The organism is Flavihumibacter sp. ZG627, assembly GCF_000814325.1.
Taxonomy (GTDB): Bacteria; Bacteroidota; Bacteroidia; order Chitinophagales; family Chitinophagaceae; genus Flavihumibacter.
The window spans coordinates 99,365-114,822 of sequence record NZ_JPHF01000003.1; the positions used below are offsets into that span (position 1 = coordinate 99,365).

At 44.2% G+C, this 15,458-nt stretch carries 16 protein-coding genes; 6 read left to right on the top strand and 10 right to left on the bottom strand.

The features are described from left to right. Window positions 1-20 precede the first annotated feature (20 nt). Window positions 21-485: a hypothetical protein gene (locus HY58_RS07315; RefSeq protein ID WP_039130056.1), complete on the bottom strand. Its 465-nt coding sequence runs from the start codon at window positions 483-485 to the stop codon at window positions 21-23. 101 nt (window positions 486-586) lie between these two features. Between HY58_RS07315 and paaZ the strand changes: the two genes are divergently transcribed. Both paaZ and HY58_RS07325 read left to right on the top strand, forming a co-directional pair. Continuing rightward, a complete protein-coding gene (gene paaZ / locus HY58_RS07320) occupies window positions 587-2,632 on the top strand; it encodes a phenylacetic acid degradation bifunctional protein PaaZ (RefSeq protein WP_039130059.1) in 2,046 nt (681 codons plus the stop codon). Between the two features lie 25 nt (window positions 2,633-2,657). Next, on the top strand, window positions 2,658-3,437 hold the full coding sequence (locus HY58_RS07325; RefSeq protein WP_039130061.1) for an enoyl-CoA hydratase/isomerase family protein: 780 nt from the start codon (window positions 2,658-2,660) through the stop codon (window positions 3,435-3,437). Between the two features lie 4 nt (window positions 3,438-3,441). On the opposite strand, the gene HY58_RS07330 is transcribed toward HY58_RS07325, so the two are convergent. From HY58_RS07330 to HY58_RS07350, 5 genes are all read right to left on the bottom strand, one after another. Continuing rightward, window positions 3,442-3,873, bottom strand: a complete 432-nt coding sequence (locus HY58_RS07330; RefSeq protein WP_039130064.1) for a hypothetical protein — start codon at window positions 3,871-3,873, stop codon at window positions 3,442-3,444. Window positions 3,874-3,882: 9 nt separating this feature from the next. After that, window positions 3,883-4,722 carry a TIGR02757 family protein gene (locus tag HY58_RS07335; protein WP_253271522.1) on the bottom strand — a complete coding sequence of 280 codons (840 nt, stop codon included), beginning with the start codon at window positions 4,720-4,722 and terminating at the stop codon, window positions 3,883-3,885. Further along, on the bottom strand, window positions 4,703-5,842 hold the full coding sequence (locus HY58_RS07340; protein ID WP_039130066.1) for a cystathionine gamma-synthase: 1,140 nt from the start codon (window positions 5,840-5,842) through the stop codon (window positions 4,703-4,705). The genes HY58_RS07335 and HY58_RS07340 overlap by 20 nt, the downstream gene beginning before the upstream one ends. An 81-nt stretch (window positions 5,843-5,923) precedes the next feature. Then, entirely contained in the window at window positions 5,924-7,786 is a 1,863-nt protein-coding gene (gene asnB, locus HY58_RS07345) for an asparagine synthase (glutamine-hydrolyzing) (RefSeq protein ID WP_039130069.1), read from the bottom strand. Window positions 7,787-7,796: 10 nt separating this feature from the next. Next, window positions 7,797-8,360: a DUF2911 domain-containing protein gene (locus HY58_RS07350; RefSeq protein WP_039130071.1), complete on the bottom strand. Its 564-nt coding sequence runs from the start codon at window positions 8,358-8,360 to the stop codon at window positions 7,797-7,799. A gap of 119 nt (window positions 8,361-8,479) precedes the next feature. Between HY58_RS07350 and HY58_RS07355 the strand changes: the two genes are divergently transcribed. Next, window positions 8,480-9,775, top strand: coding sequence for an acetyl-CoA hydrolase/transferase family protein (locus HY58_RS07355; protein WP_039130073.1), 1,296 nt, complete (start codon window positions 8,480-8,482; stop codon window positions 9,773-9,775). Between the two features lies 1 nt (window position 9,776). On the opposite strand, the gene HY58_RS07360 is transcribed toward HY58_RS07355, so the two are convergent. Next, complete coding sequence (locus HY58_RS07360; RefSeq protein ID WP_039130076.1) at window positions 9,777-10,388, bottom strand: ACP phosphodiesterase; 612 nt, start codon at window positions 10,386-10,388, stop codon at window positions 9,777-9,779. 338 nt (window positions 10,389-10,726) lie between these two features. Here HY58_RS07360 and HY58_RS07365 point away from each other — a divergent pair, with 338 nt between their 5' ends. From HY58_RS07365 to HY58_RS07375, 3 genes are all read left to right on the top strand, one after another. After that, window positions 10,727-11,173 carry a hypothetical protein gene (locus HY58_RS07365; RefSeq protein ID WP_039130079.1) on the top strand — a complete coding sequence of 149 codons (447 nt, stop codon included), beginning with the start codon at window positions 10,727-10,729 and terminating at the stop codon, window positions 11,171-11,173. Between the two features lie 53 nt (window positions 11,174-11,226). Beyond that, window positions 11,227-11,679: a hypothetical protein gene (locus tag HY58_RS07370; protein ID WP_156123610.1), complete on the top strand. Its 453-nt coding sequence runs from the start codon at window positions 11,227-11,229 to the stop codon at window positions 11,677-11,679. 103 nt (window positions 11,680-11,782) lie between these two features. Beyond that, the gene (locus tag HY58_RS07375; protein WP_039130083.1) at window positions 11,783-12,757 is read left to right on the top strand and encodes a deoxyhypusine synthase family protein; all 975 of its coding nucleotides are present in this window, start codon (window positions 11,783-11,785) and stop codon (window positions 12,755-12,757) included. A 156-nt stretch (window positions 12,758-12,913) separates the two neighbouring features. Here the strand turns inward: HY58_RS07375 and HY58_RS07380 are convergent, their stop codons facing one another. From HY58_RS07380 to rpiB, 3 genes are all read right to left on the bottom strand, one after another. Continuing rightward, window positions 12,914-13,294, bottom strand: coding sequence for a hypothetical protein (locus HY58_RS07380; RefSeq protein ID WP_156123611.1), 381 nt, complete (start codon window positions 13,292-13,294; stop codon window positions 12,914-12,916). Between the two features lie 98 nt (window positions 13,295-13,392). Next, complete coding sequence (locus tag HY58_RS07385; protein ID WP_039130089.1) at window positions 13,393-14,949, bottom strand: M28 family peptidase; 1,557 nt, start codon at window positions 14,947-14,949, stop codon at window positions 13,393-13,395. Between the two features lie 33 nt (window positions 14,950-14,982). After that, window positions 14,983-15,435: a ribose 5-phosphate isomerase B gene (rpiB, locus tag HY58_RS07390; protein ID WP_039131000.1), complete on the bottom strand. Its 453-nt coding sequence runs from the start codon at window positions 15,433-15,435 to the stop codon at window positions 14,983-14,985. Window positions 15,436-15,458: the final 23 nt, after the last annotated feature.

A 15,458-nucleotide genomic window follows, 5' to 3' on the forward strand; every position in this document is an offset into this window, starting at 1 on the left:
AATCGCATTGAATAGTTCACCTATTTTTTGAAGATGGAGTCGGCGCGTTGAATGCTGGAGAGAATATTGTTTTTTACTTTTTCAACTTTATCCTGTTCGGTCCTGAGGTACTCTAACCGGAGTTCAGGATTATCTTTTGCAGAGTCGGTGTTGAATTCTTCCATCCATGTATTCATACTGTATTCTGCATAGTTGAGATCTTCCTGGATATCCATAAGCGTTTGTTGCCACTGTGCCTTATTTTCGGAAGATGACAATTTATTAAGGCTATCAAGGCTGCGTTGCGCCTGTTGCTGAAGGCCTCTCAACTTTCCCATTTTTGCCATTCCGATATCATGGCCTTCCATAACCAATTTATACAGGCTGTCTTCAGGCGTCTTTGCTGTTTCTGAAAAACCATCTTTTCTTTCCTCTGATTCGTTTGCACCATCATTACACGCTACCATAAGGCAGCAACAGGCTAAAAGAATGGTTAATTGCTTCATATACCGGTTATTTGTTAATGCAAATATGGGGGATGTTTTGTGTTCACCCACCAACGGCTAAATTCTTTTTCAGCTAATTTGCACCATTAAATGCTTGCTATATGAATAAACTGGGGAATTATGTTGGTGGCAACTGGATCACCGGCGATGGCGATGGTCAGCTGCTTTACAATGCAGTTACTGGCGAGCCCTTTGCTGCTGCCAGCTCCAAGGGTCTGGATTTTAAAGCCATGACAGAATATGCCCGCAAGGTTGGTAATCCAGCCTTAAGGAAGATGAGCTTTCACGAAAGAGGAAGAATGTTAAGAGCAGTTGCTCTGCACCTGCAGCAGCATTTACCGGAATTTTATGATATCAGTTTTCGCTCCGGCGCTACCAAGGCCGATAGCTGGATAGATATTGAAGGGGGGATAGGAAACCTGTTTTCTTATGCTTCCTTAAGGAGGCGATTCCCCAATGAAAGCTTTGCGGTGGATGGCGAATCACATAATCTCAGTAAAGAGAACAGTTTTATGGGAACACATATACTTGTTCCAAAAGAAGGTGTTGCAATACATATCAACGCCTTCAATTTTCCGGTATGGGGGATGCTTGAAAAAGTTGCTGTCAATTGGCTGGCGGGTATGCCCGCCATTGTTAAGCCGGCAACCGTAACCTCCTATCTTACGGAAGCTGTTGTTAGGGAAATAATCAATTCCGGTATTCTGCCTGATGGAGCTTTACAGCTTATCTGTGGTAGTGCTGGTGATTTACTGGATCATGTTCAAAGTCAGGATGTCGTAACATTTACAGGATCTGCGTCAACGGGATTAATGTTGAGATCACATCCCGCGATATTGAGAGAGAGTGTGCCTTTCAATATGGAAGCAGATTCACTTAATTGTATTGTGCTGGGTAAGGATGTAATGCCAGGATCACCTGAGTGGGATATATTCATCAAGGAGGTTCGAAAGGAGATGACAGTTAAGGCGGGACAAAAATGCACTGCCATCCGACGCATATTTGTGCCGGAGAATAAAATGGAAGATGTTTGGAAAGGCATTGCCACGGCATTACAACAAACCACAATTGGGAACCCATTGAACAAAAACGTTCGGATGGGTAGTTTGGCGGGACAAACACAGAAGCAGGAGGTAATTGAACAGGTAACAAAATTACTTGCGGGCTCACAGCTTGTTTACGGATCGCTTGACAGTGTGGAGGTTGTAGATGCAGATGCAACTAAAGGCGCGTTCATCAGCCCTTTACTCATCATTAATGAGAACCCATTTGAAAACACGGCCTCACATGATGTGGAAGCCTTTGGTCCGGTAAGCACCATTATGCCATATAAAAATGATGACGAGGCCATTGAACTTTCGCGAATGGGTAAAGGTTCGCTGGTAAGTTCGATTGTGACCGCTGATAGTGCTCTTGCCCGTAAGTATATTATGGGTGCCGGAGCCTGGCATGGCCGGATTCTGGTACTTGATAAAAATTGTGCAAAGGAGTCTACAGGACATGGTTCGCCGCTACCCCTGCTGGTTCATGGAGGTCCGGGGCGCGCGGGAGGAGGAGAGGAAATGGGTGGTATCAGGGGTGTGAAGCATTATATGCAGCGTGTGGCTATACAGGGCTCGCCCGATATGATAACATCCATCACCAATCAATATCAGGCGGGCGCTGCAGGGCTTCATGACGATGTGCATCCATTCCGTAAGTATTTTGAGGATCTGAAAGTGGGAGAGCAATTGATAACCGGGAGACGAACCATTACTGAAGGGGATATCGCAAATTTTGCCAACCTGAGCTGGGATCATTTTTATGCCCATACAGATCATACATCACTTGAGGGTACGCTTTTTGAAAAGCCTGTGGCACATGGTTATTTTATTCTTAGTGCGGCTGCGGGATTATTTGTTGACAGCAGTGCGCGGGGGCCGGTATTATTGAATTATGGCCTGGATGAGCTGCGCTTTGTGAAGCCTGTTTATGCGGGGGCTACAATCATGGTTAGATTCACCTGTAAAGAAAAAATTGAACAGGAAAAAAAACTGGATACTGATATACCCAAAGGCATCGTTAAATGGTTAGTAGAGGTAATGGACCAGACCGGTGAGCAGGTTGCCATTGCTACCATACTAACAATGGTGCAGAAAAAAAATTAACTTTAGAACCCCTAAATATTGCTATATGATCCATGAAATAAAGGGCGGTTACGTTAAAAGCGATACAAGAAAAGACATCACAACAATTGAGTTTTATCACCCCCAGAGCAATTCAATGCCGGGGAAATTATTACAGGAACTTGCCCTTGAGATACACGCGGCGGGTAATGACGATAGTACACGCGTAATTGTGTTGCGGTCAGGTGGCGATACTGTTTTCTGTTCAGGTGCTTCCTTTGATGAACTTAATGCTATTAGTACACCGGAGCAGGGATTCGCATTTTTCAGCGGCTTTGCCCAGGTGATAAATACACTGCGCAAATGTCCCAAACTGGTTATTGGAAGGATTCATGGAAAATGTGTGGGAGGCGGAGTTGGATTAGCGGCAGCTGTTGACTATGCCATTGCTGCAGAAGGTGCTGAAATAAAACTTAGTGAACTTGCGGTGGGAATAGGACCATTTGTGGTTGGTCCAGCTGTAGAAAGAAAGATAGGGGCTTCTGCTTTTTCACAGCTTGCGATTGATGCCACCATGTGGCGAAATGCAGACTGGGCAAGGCGAAAAGGACTTTATGCCGAACTCCATCCTAATTTGGAGAGCATGGATGAGTCCATTGCGCGACTGGCATCTACATTGGCTGCATCTTCACCGGATGCAATGCAGGAATTGAAAAAAATCTTCTGGAAAGGGACAGACCATTGGGATCAATTGCTCACTGAGCGTGCAGCTATCAGTGGCAGACTCATACTGGGAGAATTTTCAAGAACGGCTATTGAAAAGTTCAAAACAAAGGTAAAAGCCTAAAAGGTTACCAGCTATCTTCTTCATTTTCGGGTGGCGGTTGCCGGAATTGTTTGCGTGTTTGCAATTTCTGTAACTGCCGCTCTATAATAAGATCTGCTATAATATAATCTGTATCTTCTCCTACTTTTTCGCTGAGCAGAAATTTTAATTTGTTTTCGTTTATATCTATCCGGTACAGCGTAAAAATAAGTTCCTCGAAACTTCGGTTGATCATTCCTGATACCCAAATCGCAAGGCTATTTCTCAAATCGGACCATGTTTTGATTTTCTCCAACTGTAACGCTTCGTGATTGGTGGTGAGTTCAAGTTCCTGTAATATTTCAGCAAGTGCCTCAGAATCAGCTGGGAAAGCTTCTGAGCCATCAGACTCCCTACGATTTGAATTCTCGTCTGAAAACTGTTCCAATTTGGCCAACATATCCTGATCGTCAATCATATCTTAAAGTTAGAATTTCTCTACTACGCCCAGTGCAAAAAGAGCGAAATCATATTTCACAGGATCTTCAGGATCGTAGTTGCGCAGGCAGTTTGTTAGTTCCAGTGCAGCCTGCCAGTCGATCTGTTGCCGGTAAAGAATCCCGAACCTATATGCTACCCGTGCAACATGAAGGTCAATCGGGCAAACAAGTTCAGCTGGCGATATACCCGTCCACAATCCAAAATCCACACCCTTTTTATCGTTTCGTACCATCCAGCGCAGGTACATACTAATTCGTTTACAGGAAGAATGCCGGAATGGTGCTGCAATATGTTTCCGGGTTCGGTGGGGCACATCGGCTCCCCCGAAAAAATAGGTATAGAATCCATTCAGCGCGCCGGTTGTGTCTTTGTCTGTTGGAGAAAATCCTTTCAGGAATGCGGGCTCCAGCGAATCATGCTGCTTGTAATGATTATGCAGGAAATCAATAAAATACAAAAGATCTGTAGCATTGAAGGTGCGATGTTTAAAGGAAAGCAGCCTTTTCAGGTCAGCATCTTTATGGTGCAGCACAAAATCATGTGGCGCATTATCCATGAGCCGCATCAGCTCTTTTGACTTATTGATGATAGTGGTTCTGTTTCCCCAGGCAAATACTGCTGCAAACAGTCCTGCGATTTCAATATCAGCTTTGCTGCTGAACATGTGGGGCACAGAAATGGGGTCATCCTTAATAAAAGCTGGCTGGTTGTATTCTTCCACCTTCCGGTTAAGGAAATCCAGGAAACCCATCCGACGCCTGTCAGGACAGGCGTCGGATGGGTTTCCTGGATTGTTCGGGTTGTTATTATCCGATTGCTTTTTCAAGGTCTTCGATGAGGTCATCTGCATCTTCTACACCTACACTGAGTCTTATAAGTGAATCGGAGAGCCCGTTCTTAATACGTTCTTCCCTGGGTATGGAGGCGTGTGTCATTGATGCGGGGTGATTAATTAACGATTCAACGCCACCAAGGCTTTCAGCGAGAGAGAACAGGTGGGTTCCGGAAAGAACTTTCTTTGCGGCTTCCATGCTATCGTCTTTTAATTCAAAACTCATCATGCCACCAAAGCCTCTCATTTGGCGACTGGCTATTGCATAGCCGGGATGATCTTCAAATCCACACCAGAAAACCTTTCCCAACTTTGGGTGTTGGCGTAACCAGGTAGCAATTTTTTCACCATTTTCACAATGACGTTGCATACGAAGGTGAAGGGTTTTGATGCCTCGCAGCACCAGAAAACAGTCCATCGGTCCGGGTACCGCTCCACAACTTTTCTGAATAAAATAGAGCCGTTCGCGCAAAGCCGTATCATTCATCATCAGGGCTCCCTGTATCACATCGCTATGACCACCGAGGTATTTTGTGGCTGAATGCATTACAATATCGGCACCGAGGTCAAGTGGATTCTGAAGGTATGGAGATGCAAAAGTATTGTCAACACAAAGAAGAGCCTTTGCCCTCTTAGAAATCTCTGCAATAGCAGCTATATCAGCAATATTCATCAGTGGGTTGGTAGGCGTTTCTACCCAAACCAGTTTTGTACTTGCGCTGATGCTGTTTTTCACCTCTTGCAAGTTACTCATATCAATATACCTGAAACGGATGCCGAATGGTTCAAAGATCTTTGTAAACAAACGGTACGTTCCACCATACATATCATTTCCTGCAATCACTTCATCACCCGGAACCAAAAGTTTTAAAACGGCATCTGTGGCAGCAACTCCACTACTGAATGCGAGTCCGAAGCGGCCATTTTCAATTTGTGCATATGCCTCTTCCAATGCCTTACGCGTTGGGTTTTGGGAGCGGGCATATTCAAATCCCTTATTGATGCCGGGAGATTCCTGAACATAGGTTGAGGTCTGGTAAATTGGTGTCATAATAGCGCCTGTGGAAGGGTCGGGTTCCATACCCGCATGAATGAACTTTGTGGCAATCTTCATAATATCGTTGTTATTAATGTAAATCTATGGGCGTGAAAGTTAGAACAAAAGCCAGAACCATCATTGCGGGCACCCTGAATGTTACAGAGACGCCAGCACCAGCCCCCGCCAATCGGGGTCGTTCCTTGCATTGGCGGCTGTTGGATTCAGTGGCTGTGTAAGTATTTTTTTTTGCATGATACCCATGGCCACCAGCTTTTTCCTTGACTCATGTACTTTTTCCTGCATCCGGGGATCCTGCATCCATTGGTGTTGCGGTGGCTCAAAGCCGATCTTTTTTGTTTGCCAGCAGACATCGGCAGGCAGTCTATCGTTCATGGCTGAACGAAGAATCCATTTTGTAAATCCATTCCGGAGTTTATAATCAGACGGCAATGAAAAAACAAAATCAACAAGAGCGGGTTGAAGAAAGGGCAGTCTTACCTCGCAACCATTGGCCATACTATTTCTGTCAGCATATCTAAGCAGTTCAGGAAGGCGACCCATTGTAATGTCAAAATATAGAATATCCTCAAGCTTTGTTGCCAGTGGTTTATACAATTCCTCAGAAGAAAAATGTGCGTCGGCAAAATCGGGATTTAGGTTTCTGATCCCAAGTATGTCTGTTTTTTGTGCAGCCAATAACTGGTACTGCGCCGCTTGCGGAAACAAAGCGGCGATATAATTTCCCAGTCCCCATCCATGCTTTGATCCATGATTGCGGAATGATAAATGCTCTCTTCGCATTTTTTTCCAGTTCCCGTTTCTAAACTGTTCTTGCAGAAACCAGTGGATATAATTTTCATATCCACCAAAAAGTTCATCAGCTCCCTGCCCATCGAGTAAAACCTTTATACCACGTTGTTTTGCCAGAGCAAAAACCTGGTACTGTACTAACACGCTTGCTGAAGAGACCGGCTGTTCCTGGTGATACAGGAGTTTTTCAAAAAGGTCTGATAGTGACCCGGCGTGGGGGGAGACCTGGTAATTTTCGATTTGCAGACAATTGCTGGTAAGATCGATCAGGCTCTTTTCATCTTTTTCAAATCCGGGGAAAACTGCTGAGAACGATTTGAAGTGCTGACCTTTTACACTGACCACCATTGCGGCAATAGAACTGCTATCGATGCCTCCACTTAAAGAGGTTCCAACCGGAACGTCTGATCGAAGTCGCATCTGTACTGATTGCCGGAGAAATTCTGTTACTTTTTCTATTGCATCTGCTTCAGATAGTATTGAGTTATGAGTAGTATCAATATCCCAATAGCGGGTAGCTACTGGTCCAGATATATGGCCTGAAACAAGTTTTACCGATAAAGAATGTGCAGGGGGCACCTGGTTTATTTCTTTATAGAAACTGCCGGAATTATCTAATGGAAAACTGCTCATTCCGGTTGCAAGGAATAGAATGCTCAGGTCATCGCGCGGTATTTTGGGTACTCCTATTGCCCAAAGCGCCTTCATTTCAGAAGCAAAAAGGAATCTTCCATCAGTTGCCTGGTAGAAGAAAAGCGGTTTTTCCCCAAAACGGTCGCGAGCCAGGAAGAGATGCTGATCTACTGCATCCCAGATGGCAAAAGCGAACATACCATCGAAATACCTGAGGCAATCTTCGCCATAATGATCAAAGGCAGCAAGTATGACTTCTGTATCTGAGGCCGCGTTAAATGTTTGTCCCGCCCCCTGCAGATCCTTCTTCAGTTCAAGGTAATTATACAGTTCCCCATTATAGACAATTGAATAGCGCCCGCCGTAATGCATTGGCTGAGCGGCTGCCGCTGTGCGGTCGATAATTGCAAGTCGACGATGCCCGAGCCAGATCTGCTGGGAGGTATCGGTCCAGTAAGACTCGCCATCGGGGCCACGGTGTTCCAATGAGAGGGTCATTTTTCTGATATCACGGTAATGATCTGCCCGGTAGCCGGGAGAATCTGCCATTGTTATAATACCAGCAATTCCACACATATTGTAAATATCAGAAAAAGCTGATAGGCATTCTTACCGATTCATCATCCCAGCCAATAACAAGGTTAATATTATTACTGACTTTTTCGAAATACATGCTGAAAGACTCCAGCACATCACCATTACGAACTACGGGAAGATCTACTCTTGCAACATCTTTTTTAGGGTCATATTTAAAAGCGCCCCAAACATCATTTTCCTTATTGATGATAAGCGTCCACCTGTTTTGCGTGGGGATAGCGTAAAGCGTATACCGGCCTTTCTTTACGCGGTGTGTGCCTATTCTGGCATCGCGGAAGAGCTCAAGTTCGGTGGCTTCATTTGCCCCCAGCCTCCATATTGAACCATTTTCAACGAGCTCCCCAAAAACCTGCCTTCCATTTTTCTGCGGCCTGCTATACAACACCCTTGCAAGCAGAGGCTCCGAGGCTTTGTCTTGTATTTTGAGGATGGGATAATTGGCCGGATAGTAGCTCATATCCATAGGAGATTTGTCAACAGCAGGGAAACGCGACTGTGCCATTATGGTCATCGATATAAGAGTAAGGCTTAAAACCAGCATCATTCTTTTCATGTTCACAACTTGATTGAGTATCAAAAATAAAGCAGTAAGCTAATAATCTGCATATCATCACATGATATAAGTCAAGAATGTTGATGGAAGCTAAAGTTTAATTTTGTCCAAAACTTTTAATGCTTCCTCCCATTCATTTTGTTTCTGCTGCTGAGGCTTTAGCTGTGATACAATCGGGCCACCGTGTTTTTGTTCATGGAAGCGCGCAAACACCATCATTCCTGATGCGGGAGCTTGCCGCCCAAAAGGAAAGGCTGCGGAATGTTGAGCTGGTCAATATTAGTGTTTATGGCGATATGGTGGTTGACAAGCCTGAATACAGCGGGCATTTCCATATCAATTCACTTTTTGTTTCTGCGAGTATAAGGGAAGCTGTTAAAGAAGGCCGGGCAGACTATGTTCCTGTTTTCCTGAGTGAGATACCTGAATTATTCAAACAGGGCATCCTGCCTATTGATGTGGCCATGGTTCATGTTTCGGTGCCCGACAAGCATGGTTATTGTTCCCTTGGCGCTTCGGTAGATGTAGCCCGATCGGCGGTCAATACTGCAAGGCATGTGATAGCACAAGTGAATCCAAATGTTCCCAGAACACATGGGGACGGGATGATTCATGTTAATCGTTTTTCTGCGATGATTTATTCTGAGGACCCGCTTCATGAGGCAATATTCGGGGAGAAAGGAGGAGAGGCAGAACTGCAGATCGGGAAATATATAGCCGAAATGATTGACGACCGGAGCACTTTGCAGATGGGTATTGGGGCTATTCCCGATGCTGTTCTGAAATGCCTAGGCAATCATCGCGACCTTGGAATACATACTGAGATGTGTAGTGATGGAATCATAGACCTGATTGAGAAAGATATCGTCAATAACCGTTATAAGCTTATCCATCCAAATAAATCGGTTTCCGGTTTTGCATTGGGAACCAGGAGACTATATGATTATATAGATGACAACCCAGCATTTGCCTTTCTCGATATCGACTATGTGAATGATACTGCTGTAATAAGGCGTAATCCTAAAATGGTAGCAATCAACAGCGCTGTTGAAATAGATCTTACAGGCCAGGTATGTGCCGACTCCATTGGCACGTATCAATATTCAGGGATAGGGGGACAGATGGATTTCATGCGGGGCTCAGCGCTTAGCGAGGGGGGTAAGCCCATTATAGCCCTTCCCTCGCGAACGGCCCACGGAGAGCCGAGAATTGTTCCCTTCATTAAACAGGGGGCGGGAGTTGTGACTACCCGTGGACATATACATTATGTAGTGACCGAGTACGGGGTGGCTTACTTATATGGGAAGAACCTACGGCAGCGGGCGGAAGCGCTTATTGGTATTTCACATCCCGACGACCGGGAATTTCTGGAAAGGTCGTGCCATGAACGTTTCCGGGTGTTTCCTGGTTTCTAAATCAGGAAGGCATTCCCGGGGAACTAATCAGATGATTTCTGTAGTAATTAGTAACAAAAAGCAGGAGTTCAGGGAAAAACCGGTGATAGGCATTTTGCAGTTGTTCAATATTTGCTTCAAATGCATCAAAGGCAGGTTTTGCATCCTCAAGGTAACGGGCCCGGCGCACCAGCCCCTGCATACTTTTTTCAATCCCCCACCTGAATTGGTAATTGGAAAGCCAATCCTGTTCCCTCATATAGGGGTACATTCCGGCAAATGATTCGGGAAAATGGTGCTGGTAACCGCCTATCGTTTTGTAAACCCATTGCGTAAAATCAGGAAGAGAACCTGCTGGAAAGGCCAGATTATCGGCGGCAAGAAAATGGTCATATGCAACATCTAAAAAAGCTGCCCCGTATAAACCTACTGCTGGTTTGAATATTCTCTTCGCTTCGATATTAACAAGGTGTTCATCGGTGAAACTGTCAATCGCCCGGTGAAGCGCTATCCCCTTTTGTATTCCGTCAGGGAAATCAAATCGTTTCCGGCCCTTAACAAAGTCGCTGATCATATTGCCAACCAGTAATTCCGGTTGACGAAATGATAGATATGCATGCGCCAGTAAGTTCATTAAAAACTAATTTACAAAATCAAATTAATGAGATGGAGGAAGTAAAAACCTGAACTATTGTAGTCATTTTTAAAAAACGATTTCCACTTCTCTAATTTAACCATCGCTTAACCGGGATTTATTTTTTACTTAACAAATTTTATCAGTGTGCTTAAATGCTAATGATTCAAACAGATTTTGGGCTGCCTGAATCAGCTAATCTTATCAGGCTCTTTTGAATTCTTTGATGATGGATGCCACCAATCACTATTTGCTTGACCTCAGTGTGTAACCTAATTACTTTTACATCGTCAAACAATCAAACGACATTAATCATTAAACCTTTCAATTTTTAAGTTATGAAAAAGATCATCGTAATCGCAGCAACTGCTTTCGTTACATTTTCAAGCTTTGCAAATGTAGATCCTATTACAGGAAAAGTTCTCCAGGCATTTCGTTCCGAATTTTCAGATGCAAAGAACGTTCAGTGGAAATCACTTGATGAGGCTGGTTTGTACCAGGCAACATTTAACTTTCGTGATACCGAACTCAGTGCATTTTACAATGTTGATGGCGAACTGGTTGCCACAGCGCGTTACATCAGCAAAGAGAATCTTCCAATCATGATAACAAAAGCAATTGGCGAGCGTTATCCTGAGCATGTAGTTGGAAATGTAATTGAACATATGTCCAACGGAAGCACTACTTATCATGTAACATTGAACAGTGAAAAATCAAGCATGATTATATCAGCTAATGGAAGTGGAAATCTAAGTGTATCCAAAAAAATTAAAAACAAATTGTAACCTTTTAATGGGCATTGCGTCCCATAGGTAACAAACTATTAAACCTTATAACAATGAACCGTATCACAGCCGTTGTGGTATTGACCTTAATCATCGCAACAACCAGCTTTGCTGGTAGTATTTCAGATCCAGTAAAGAAAACAAACTGGAGAGTAACAGAATCTTTTAAGAAAGAGTTTTCAGGAGCAGAACAGATTACGTGGTCCCGGACAAATGATCTTAACAAAGCGCAATTCACGCTCAATGGTCAGGTCATGTTTGCCTATCTCAATGATGAGGGAGAACTGATAGGAGTATATCGTAACATCCTGTCCACCCAGCTGCCCATCCAGCTGATGAATGAAATCAAAAATTCCTATTCGGACTATTGGATCACCAGCCTGTTTGAGATGGCTACCAATGATGGAACTCGTTATTTCATTACCATGCATAATGCGACCCATCAGTTGATCTTGAAAAGTGAGAATGCAGGCGAATGGACCGAATATTCAAGAATAAAGAAATAATTTTTTTCTCTGAGGTTTTGTTGGAAAGTCTGGCCCCGCCCCGTAAGGCGGGGTCATTTTGTGTGCCATCTCCCTTACCTTTGCTTTCCATAAATATATAATCATGAGTAAAGGTCCTGTTTCGCAGTTTATACAGCATCATTATCGCCATTTCAATGCGGCGGCACTTGTAGATGCTGCGAAAGGCTATGAACAACACCTGTTGGAAGGTGGGAAAATGATGATCACGCTGGCGGGGGCGATGAGCACTGCTGAGCTGGGTGTTTCACTGGCTGAGATGATTCGCCAGGATAAAGTCCATATAATATCATGTACAGGTGCTAACCTTGAAGAAGATATCATGAATCTGGTAGCACATTCTCATTACAGGAGAATCCCCAACTACCGCGATCTCACGCCGCAGCAAGAGTGGGAGCTGCTGGAAAAGGGCCTGAACAGGGTAACTGACACCTGCATTCCTGAAGAGGAAGCTTTCAGGAAGATACAGCATCATGTTGCTAAGCTTTGGAAAGATGCAGATGCAGCAGGAGAGCGATATTTTCCGCATGAATACATGTACAAGCTTCTTAACAGCGGCGTGATGAAAGATGATTATGAAATTGATCCGAGGGACAGCTGGATGATTGCTGCGGCAGAAAAAAATCTTCCCATTATTGTGGGCGGATGGGAAGACAGTACAATGGGAAATATTTTCGCTTCTTATATTATTAAGCAGGAAATGAAAGCAACTACCATGAAGAGTGGTATTGAATATATGGTTTGGCTGGCCGATTGGTACAGGCATAACAGCGGAGGAAAGGGTGTTGGTTTTTTCCAGCTGGGTGGTGGAATTGCTGGAGATTTCCCGATCTGTGTTGTTCCCATGATGTACCAGGACCTGGAATGGCATGATGTACCATTCTGGAGTTATTTCTGCCAGGTTAGTGATTCAACAACTTCTTATGGTTCCTACTCTGGTGCTGTTCCAAATGAAAAGATCACCTGGGGTAAACTAAGCATTGATACGCCTAAGTATATTGTTGAAAGTGATGCAACGATTGTTGCTCCGTTGATTTTTGCGTATATACTTGGATGGTAATTATGGTCTTACGGTGCCGATACGGTGCCGTCACGATGATGTCAGGGTGCCGTCAATTGTTTTAGTATCCTTCGGAAGTTATTCGGCAATAGTCAGCAATTAAAAAGGCCGTCTCATTCATTAGAGACGGCCTTTTGTTTTGGGGTACGGATCAACTTAAGATCTTTTATCGAAAATGCCTGGAAAAGGGCGACGGGTGTCAGTTCTGCGGTCTGTTCGCTGGTCAACCCTACGGTCGCCACGACGCTCATACCGGCCATCATCTCGACGTTCATAGCGGCGGTCATTTTTTCCGTATCGGCGATCATCACGACGATCATCGTGACGGCCATCACAAGAGCCACGCCCGTACCTGCCGTCTTCATATCGGGCATTATGGTTATCCTTATAATGACCTTTCTTTTTTCCTTTTCCGTTCTTCCACTTATCATGACCGGGACCATTTCCTTCATGGGCAAAGCTGGAACCGGCAATTACCAGGGCACCGAGGGTTAAACCCATCAGCATGATTCTTTTTAATAATGGTTTTCTGGTCATAGTCATTGTGTTTTTAGTATGGAATGTTTATACAATGCTAGGACCATGCCTGAAGAACCTGGTTTAACCAATAAAAGGCAAAAGAATGTTAAAGTGAACTATCGCGCCATGGCAGGCAGTTCAAGGTCGCGTTTGATCATACTATCGCGATTAGCCATTTCCCATGCCGTATAAAAAACGAGATCTGCGCGCTTCTTCAATAATTTGTAATTGATCTTGTCTGGTGTATCAGTTGGTTTATGGTAATCGGCCTGAAGCATTCCATCATAATAAAATATAACCGGTACACCTTTTCTTGCAAAGTTGAAATGGTCGCTTCTGAAATAGATCTGGTTGGGATCGGCGGGATCATTGTATTTGTAATCAAGGCTTAGTTTCACATACTTCTTATTCACCATTTCGCTGATAGGCTTTAATTCAGTACTAAGCTTATCATCACCAACCACATAGATATAGTTCAGGGTATCAGCTGACTTTCTTTCGGTATCAACTCTACCGATCATATCAATATTCAGGTCAGCAGTAACTTTGTCCATCGGCACGGGTGAATTTTCACTGAAATATTCTGAACCCCAGAGACCCTTCTCCTCACCACTAACTGCCATCACCAGAACATTCCTGCGTGGACCATTACCCCCGGCCCTTGCCATGGCAAAAGCTTCGGCGATTTCCATTATCCCTACAGTACCGGATCCATCGTCGTCGGCACCATAGTAAATGACGTCGCCTCTTTTACCTAGATGATCATAATGTGCCGTAAGGATCAGCCATTCATCTTTTTTGTCTGAGCCCTCAATATAACCGAGCACATTAGTGCTTTCAAGTTGGCTAACCTTCTTTTGCAATTCGAGCATTGTATTAGCCTTAAATACAGCAGGCGCAATGGCTGCATCTTTTCCCCTGGCAATCAGATCTTTCAGGCTTTCGCCTACAATTGCTGTTGCAAGGTCTGTTGAAACAGTAAAGAGACTTGCGGGTTGTTTGTCAGCATACAGATTCGTGTACATATTGCCGTTTGGCTGTAATGCCTGTCGCGGAAAACCATTACCAATAATGATGATAGCTGAGGCTCCTTTACTCATGGCACTATTATATTTTCCATAAAGACCATTAGGAGCGCGCCATCCACGCTTCGTTGTTTTGTAACTGGAGGGTGCGCCGTCAAGCAGAAGAACTGCCTTCCCTTTTACATCTATTGATCCGTAATCATCGATACCTGCATCGGGATCAACGATGCCATGGCCCGCAAATACAACTTCAGAAAAATATTGGCTTCCAGGCCTTGTAAGTTGCAGTGTTGGCTGAAAATCCTTGTTCAGATCAAATGCTTTGCCATTCACAGTTAGCGATGCATTAATAAGTGAATCACGAAATACCGGAAAAGTTTGTTGATAAGTTCCATTATTGCCAGGGAGCAGACCTATGCTTTTAAAATGCTGCTCGATGTATGAAGCTGCTTTACGCTGGCCTTCAGTGGCGGTTTCGCGACCTTCCATTTCTGCACCGGCAATAACGTAAAGATGTTCTTTAAGCTCTGCCTCTGTTATGGAGGCTGCGATCTTCTCAACCTTTACCTTTTTAGGTGACTTTGCCTTTTTCTGAGCTAAGCCCAGTGTGGCCGGAAACAGCGCCAGCAGTAGAAAAAAATTTCTCATGTGTTTTAAAATGAATTATCTGTTATGGAATGATTACATGCAGGCCATCTTACCAACTCTTGTTCCATGACGGCCACCTTCAAATGAGGTATTGACAAAAGTTTCAACCATTTGAATGGCATATTGCAAAGCAATGAAGCGAGCGGGAAGGCAAATTATATTAGCATCATTGTGCAAGCGCACGAGTTTAGCAACTTCAGTATCCCAGCAAAGCCCTGCACGCACGCCCTGGTGCTTATTTGCCGTAATGGCAACACCATTTGCACTACCGCAGATCAGCACTCCAAATGTAACTTCGCCGGCTTCAACAGCGGCTGCAGTGGGGTGTGCATAATCAGGATAATCAACGGAATCAGTACTACGGGTACCAAAGTCCCTTACCTGCCAGCCTGCCAATTCAAGATGCTTCTTAATGGCTTCCTTATACTCGAAACCGGCATGATCACTTCCAATGGCAACTGGTAACTGCTTAGAGAAATCTGACATCAGGATGAATATTTTAGTGAATT

Bases quoted from the DNA above. Each gene is read 5' to 3' on its own strand.
- HY58_RS07315 (WP_039130056.1), bottom strand. From the start codon at position 485: ATGAAGCAATTAACCATTCTTTTAGCCTGTTGCTGCCTTATGGTAGCG.
- paaZ (WP_039130059.1), top strand. From the start codon at position 587: ATGAATAAACTGGGGAATTATGTTGGTGGCAACTGGATCACCGGCGAT.
- HY58_RS07325 (WP_039130061.1), top strand. From the start codon at position 2,658: ATGATCCATGAAATAAAGGGCGGTTACGTTAAAAGCGATACAAGAAAA.
- HY58_RS07330 (WP_039130064.1), bottom strand. From the start codon at position 3,873: ATGATTGACGATCAGGATATGTTGGCCAAATTGGAACAGTTTTCAGAC.
- HY58_RS07340 (WP_039130066.1), bottom strand. From the start codon at position 5,842: ATGAAGATTGCCACAAAGTTCATTCATGCGGGTATGGAACCCGACCCT.
- asnB (WP_039130069.1), bottom strand. From the start codon at position 7,786: ATGTGTGGAATTGCTGGTATTATAACAATGGCAGATTCTCCCGGCTAC.
- HY58_RS07350 (WP_039130071.1), bottom strand. From the start codon at position 8,360: ATGAAAAGAATGATGCTGGTTTTAAGCCTTACTCTTATATCGATGACC.
- HY58_RS07355 (WP_039130073.1), top strand. From the start codon at position 8,480: ATGCTTCCTCCCATTCATTTTGTTTCTGCTGCTGAGGCTTTAGCTGTG.
- HY58_RS07360 (WP_039130076.1), bottom strand. From the start codon at position 10,388: ATGAACTTACTGGCGCATGCATATCTATCATTTCGTCAACCGGAATTA.
- HY58_RS07365 (WP_039130079.1), top strand. From the start codon at position 10,727: ATGAAAAAGATCATCGTAATCGCAGCAACTGCTTTCGTTACATTTTCA.
- HY58_RS07370 (WP_156123610.1), top strand. From the start codon at position 11,227: ATGAACCGTATCACAGCCGTTGTGGTATTGACCTTAATCATCGCAACA.
- HY58_RS07375 (WP_039130083.1), top strand. From the start codon at position 11,783: ATGAGTAAAGGTCCTGTTTCGCAGTTTATACAGCATCATTATCGCCAT.
- HY58_RS07380 (WP_156123611.1), bottom strand. From the start codon at position 13,294: ATGACCAGAAAACCATTATTAAAAAGAATCATGCTGATGGGTTTAACC.
- HY58_RS07385 (WP_039130089.1), bottom strand. From the start codon at position 14,949: ATGAGAAATTTTTTTCTACTGCTGGCGCTGTTTCCGGCCACACTGGGC.
- rpiB (WP_039131000.1), bottom strand. From the start codon at position 15,435: ATGTCAGATTTCTCTAAGCAGTTACCAGTTGCCATTGGAAGTGATCAT.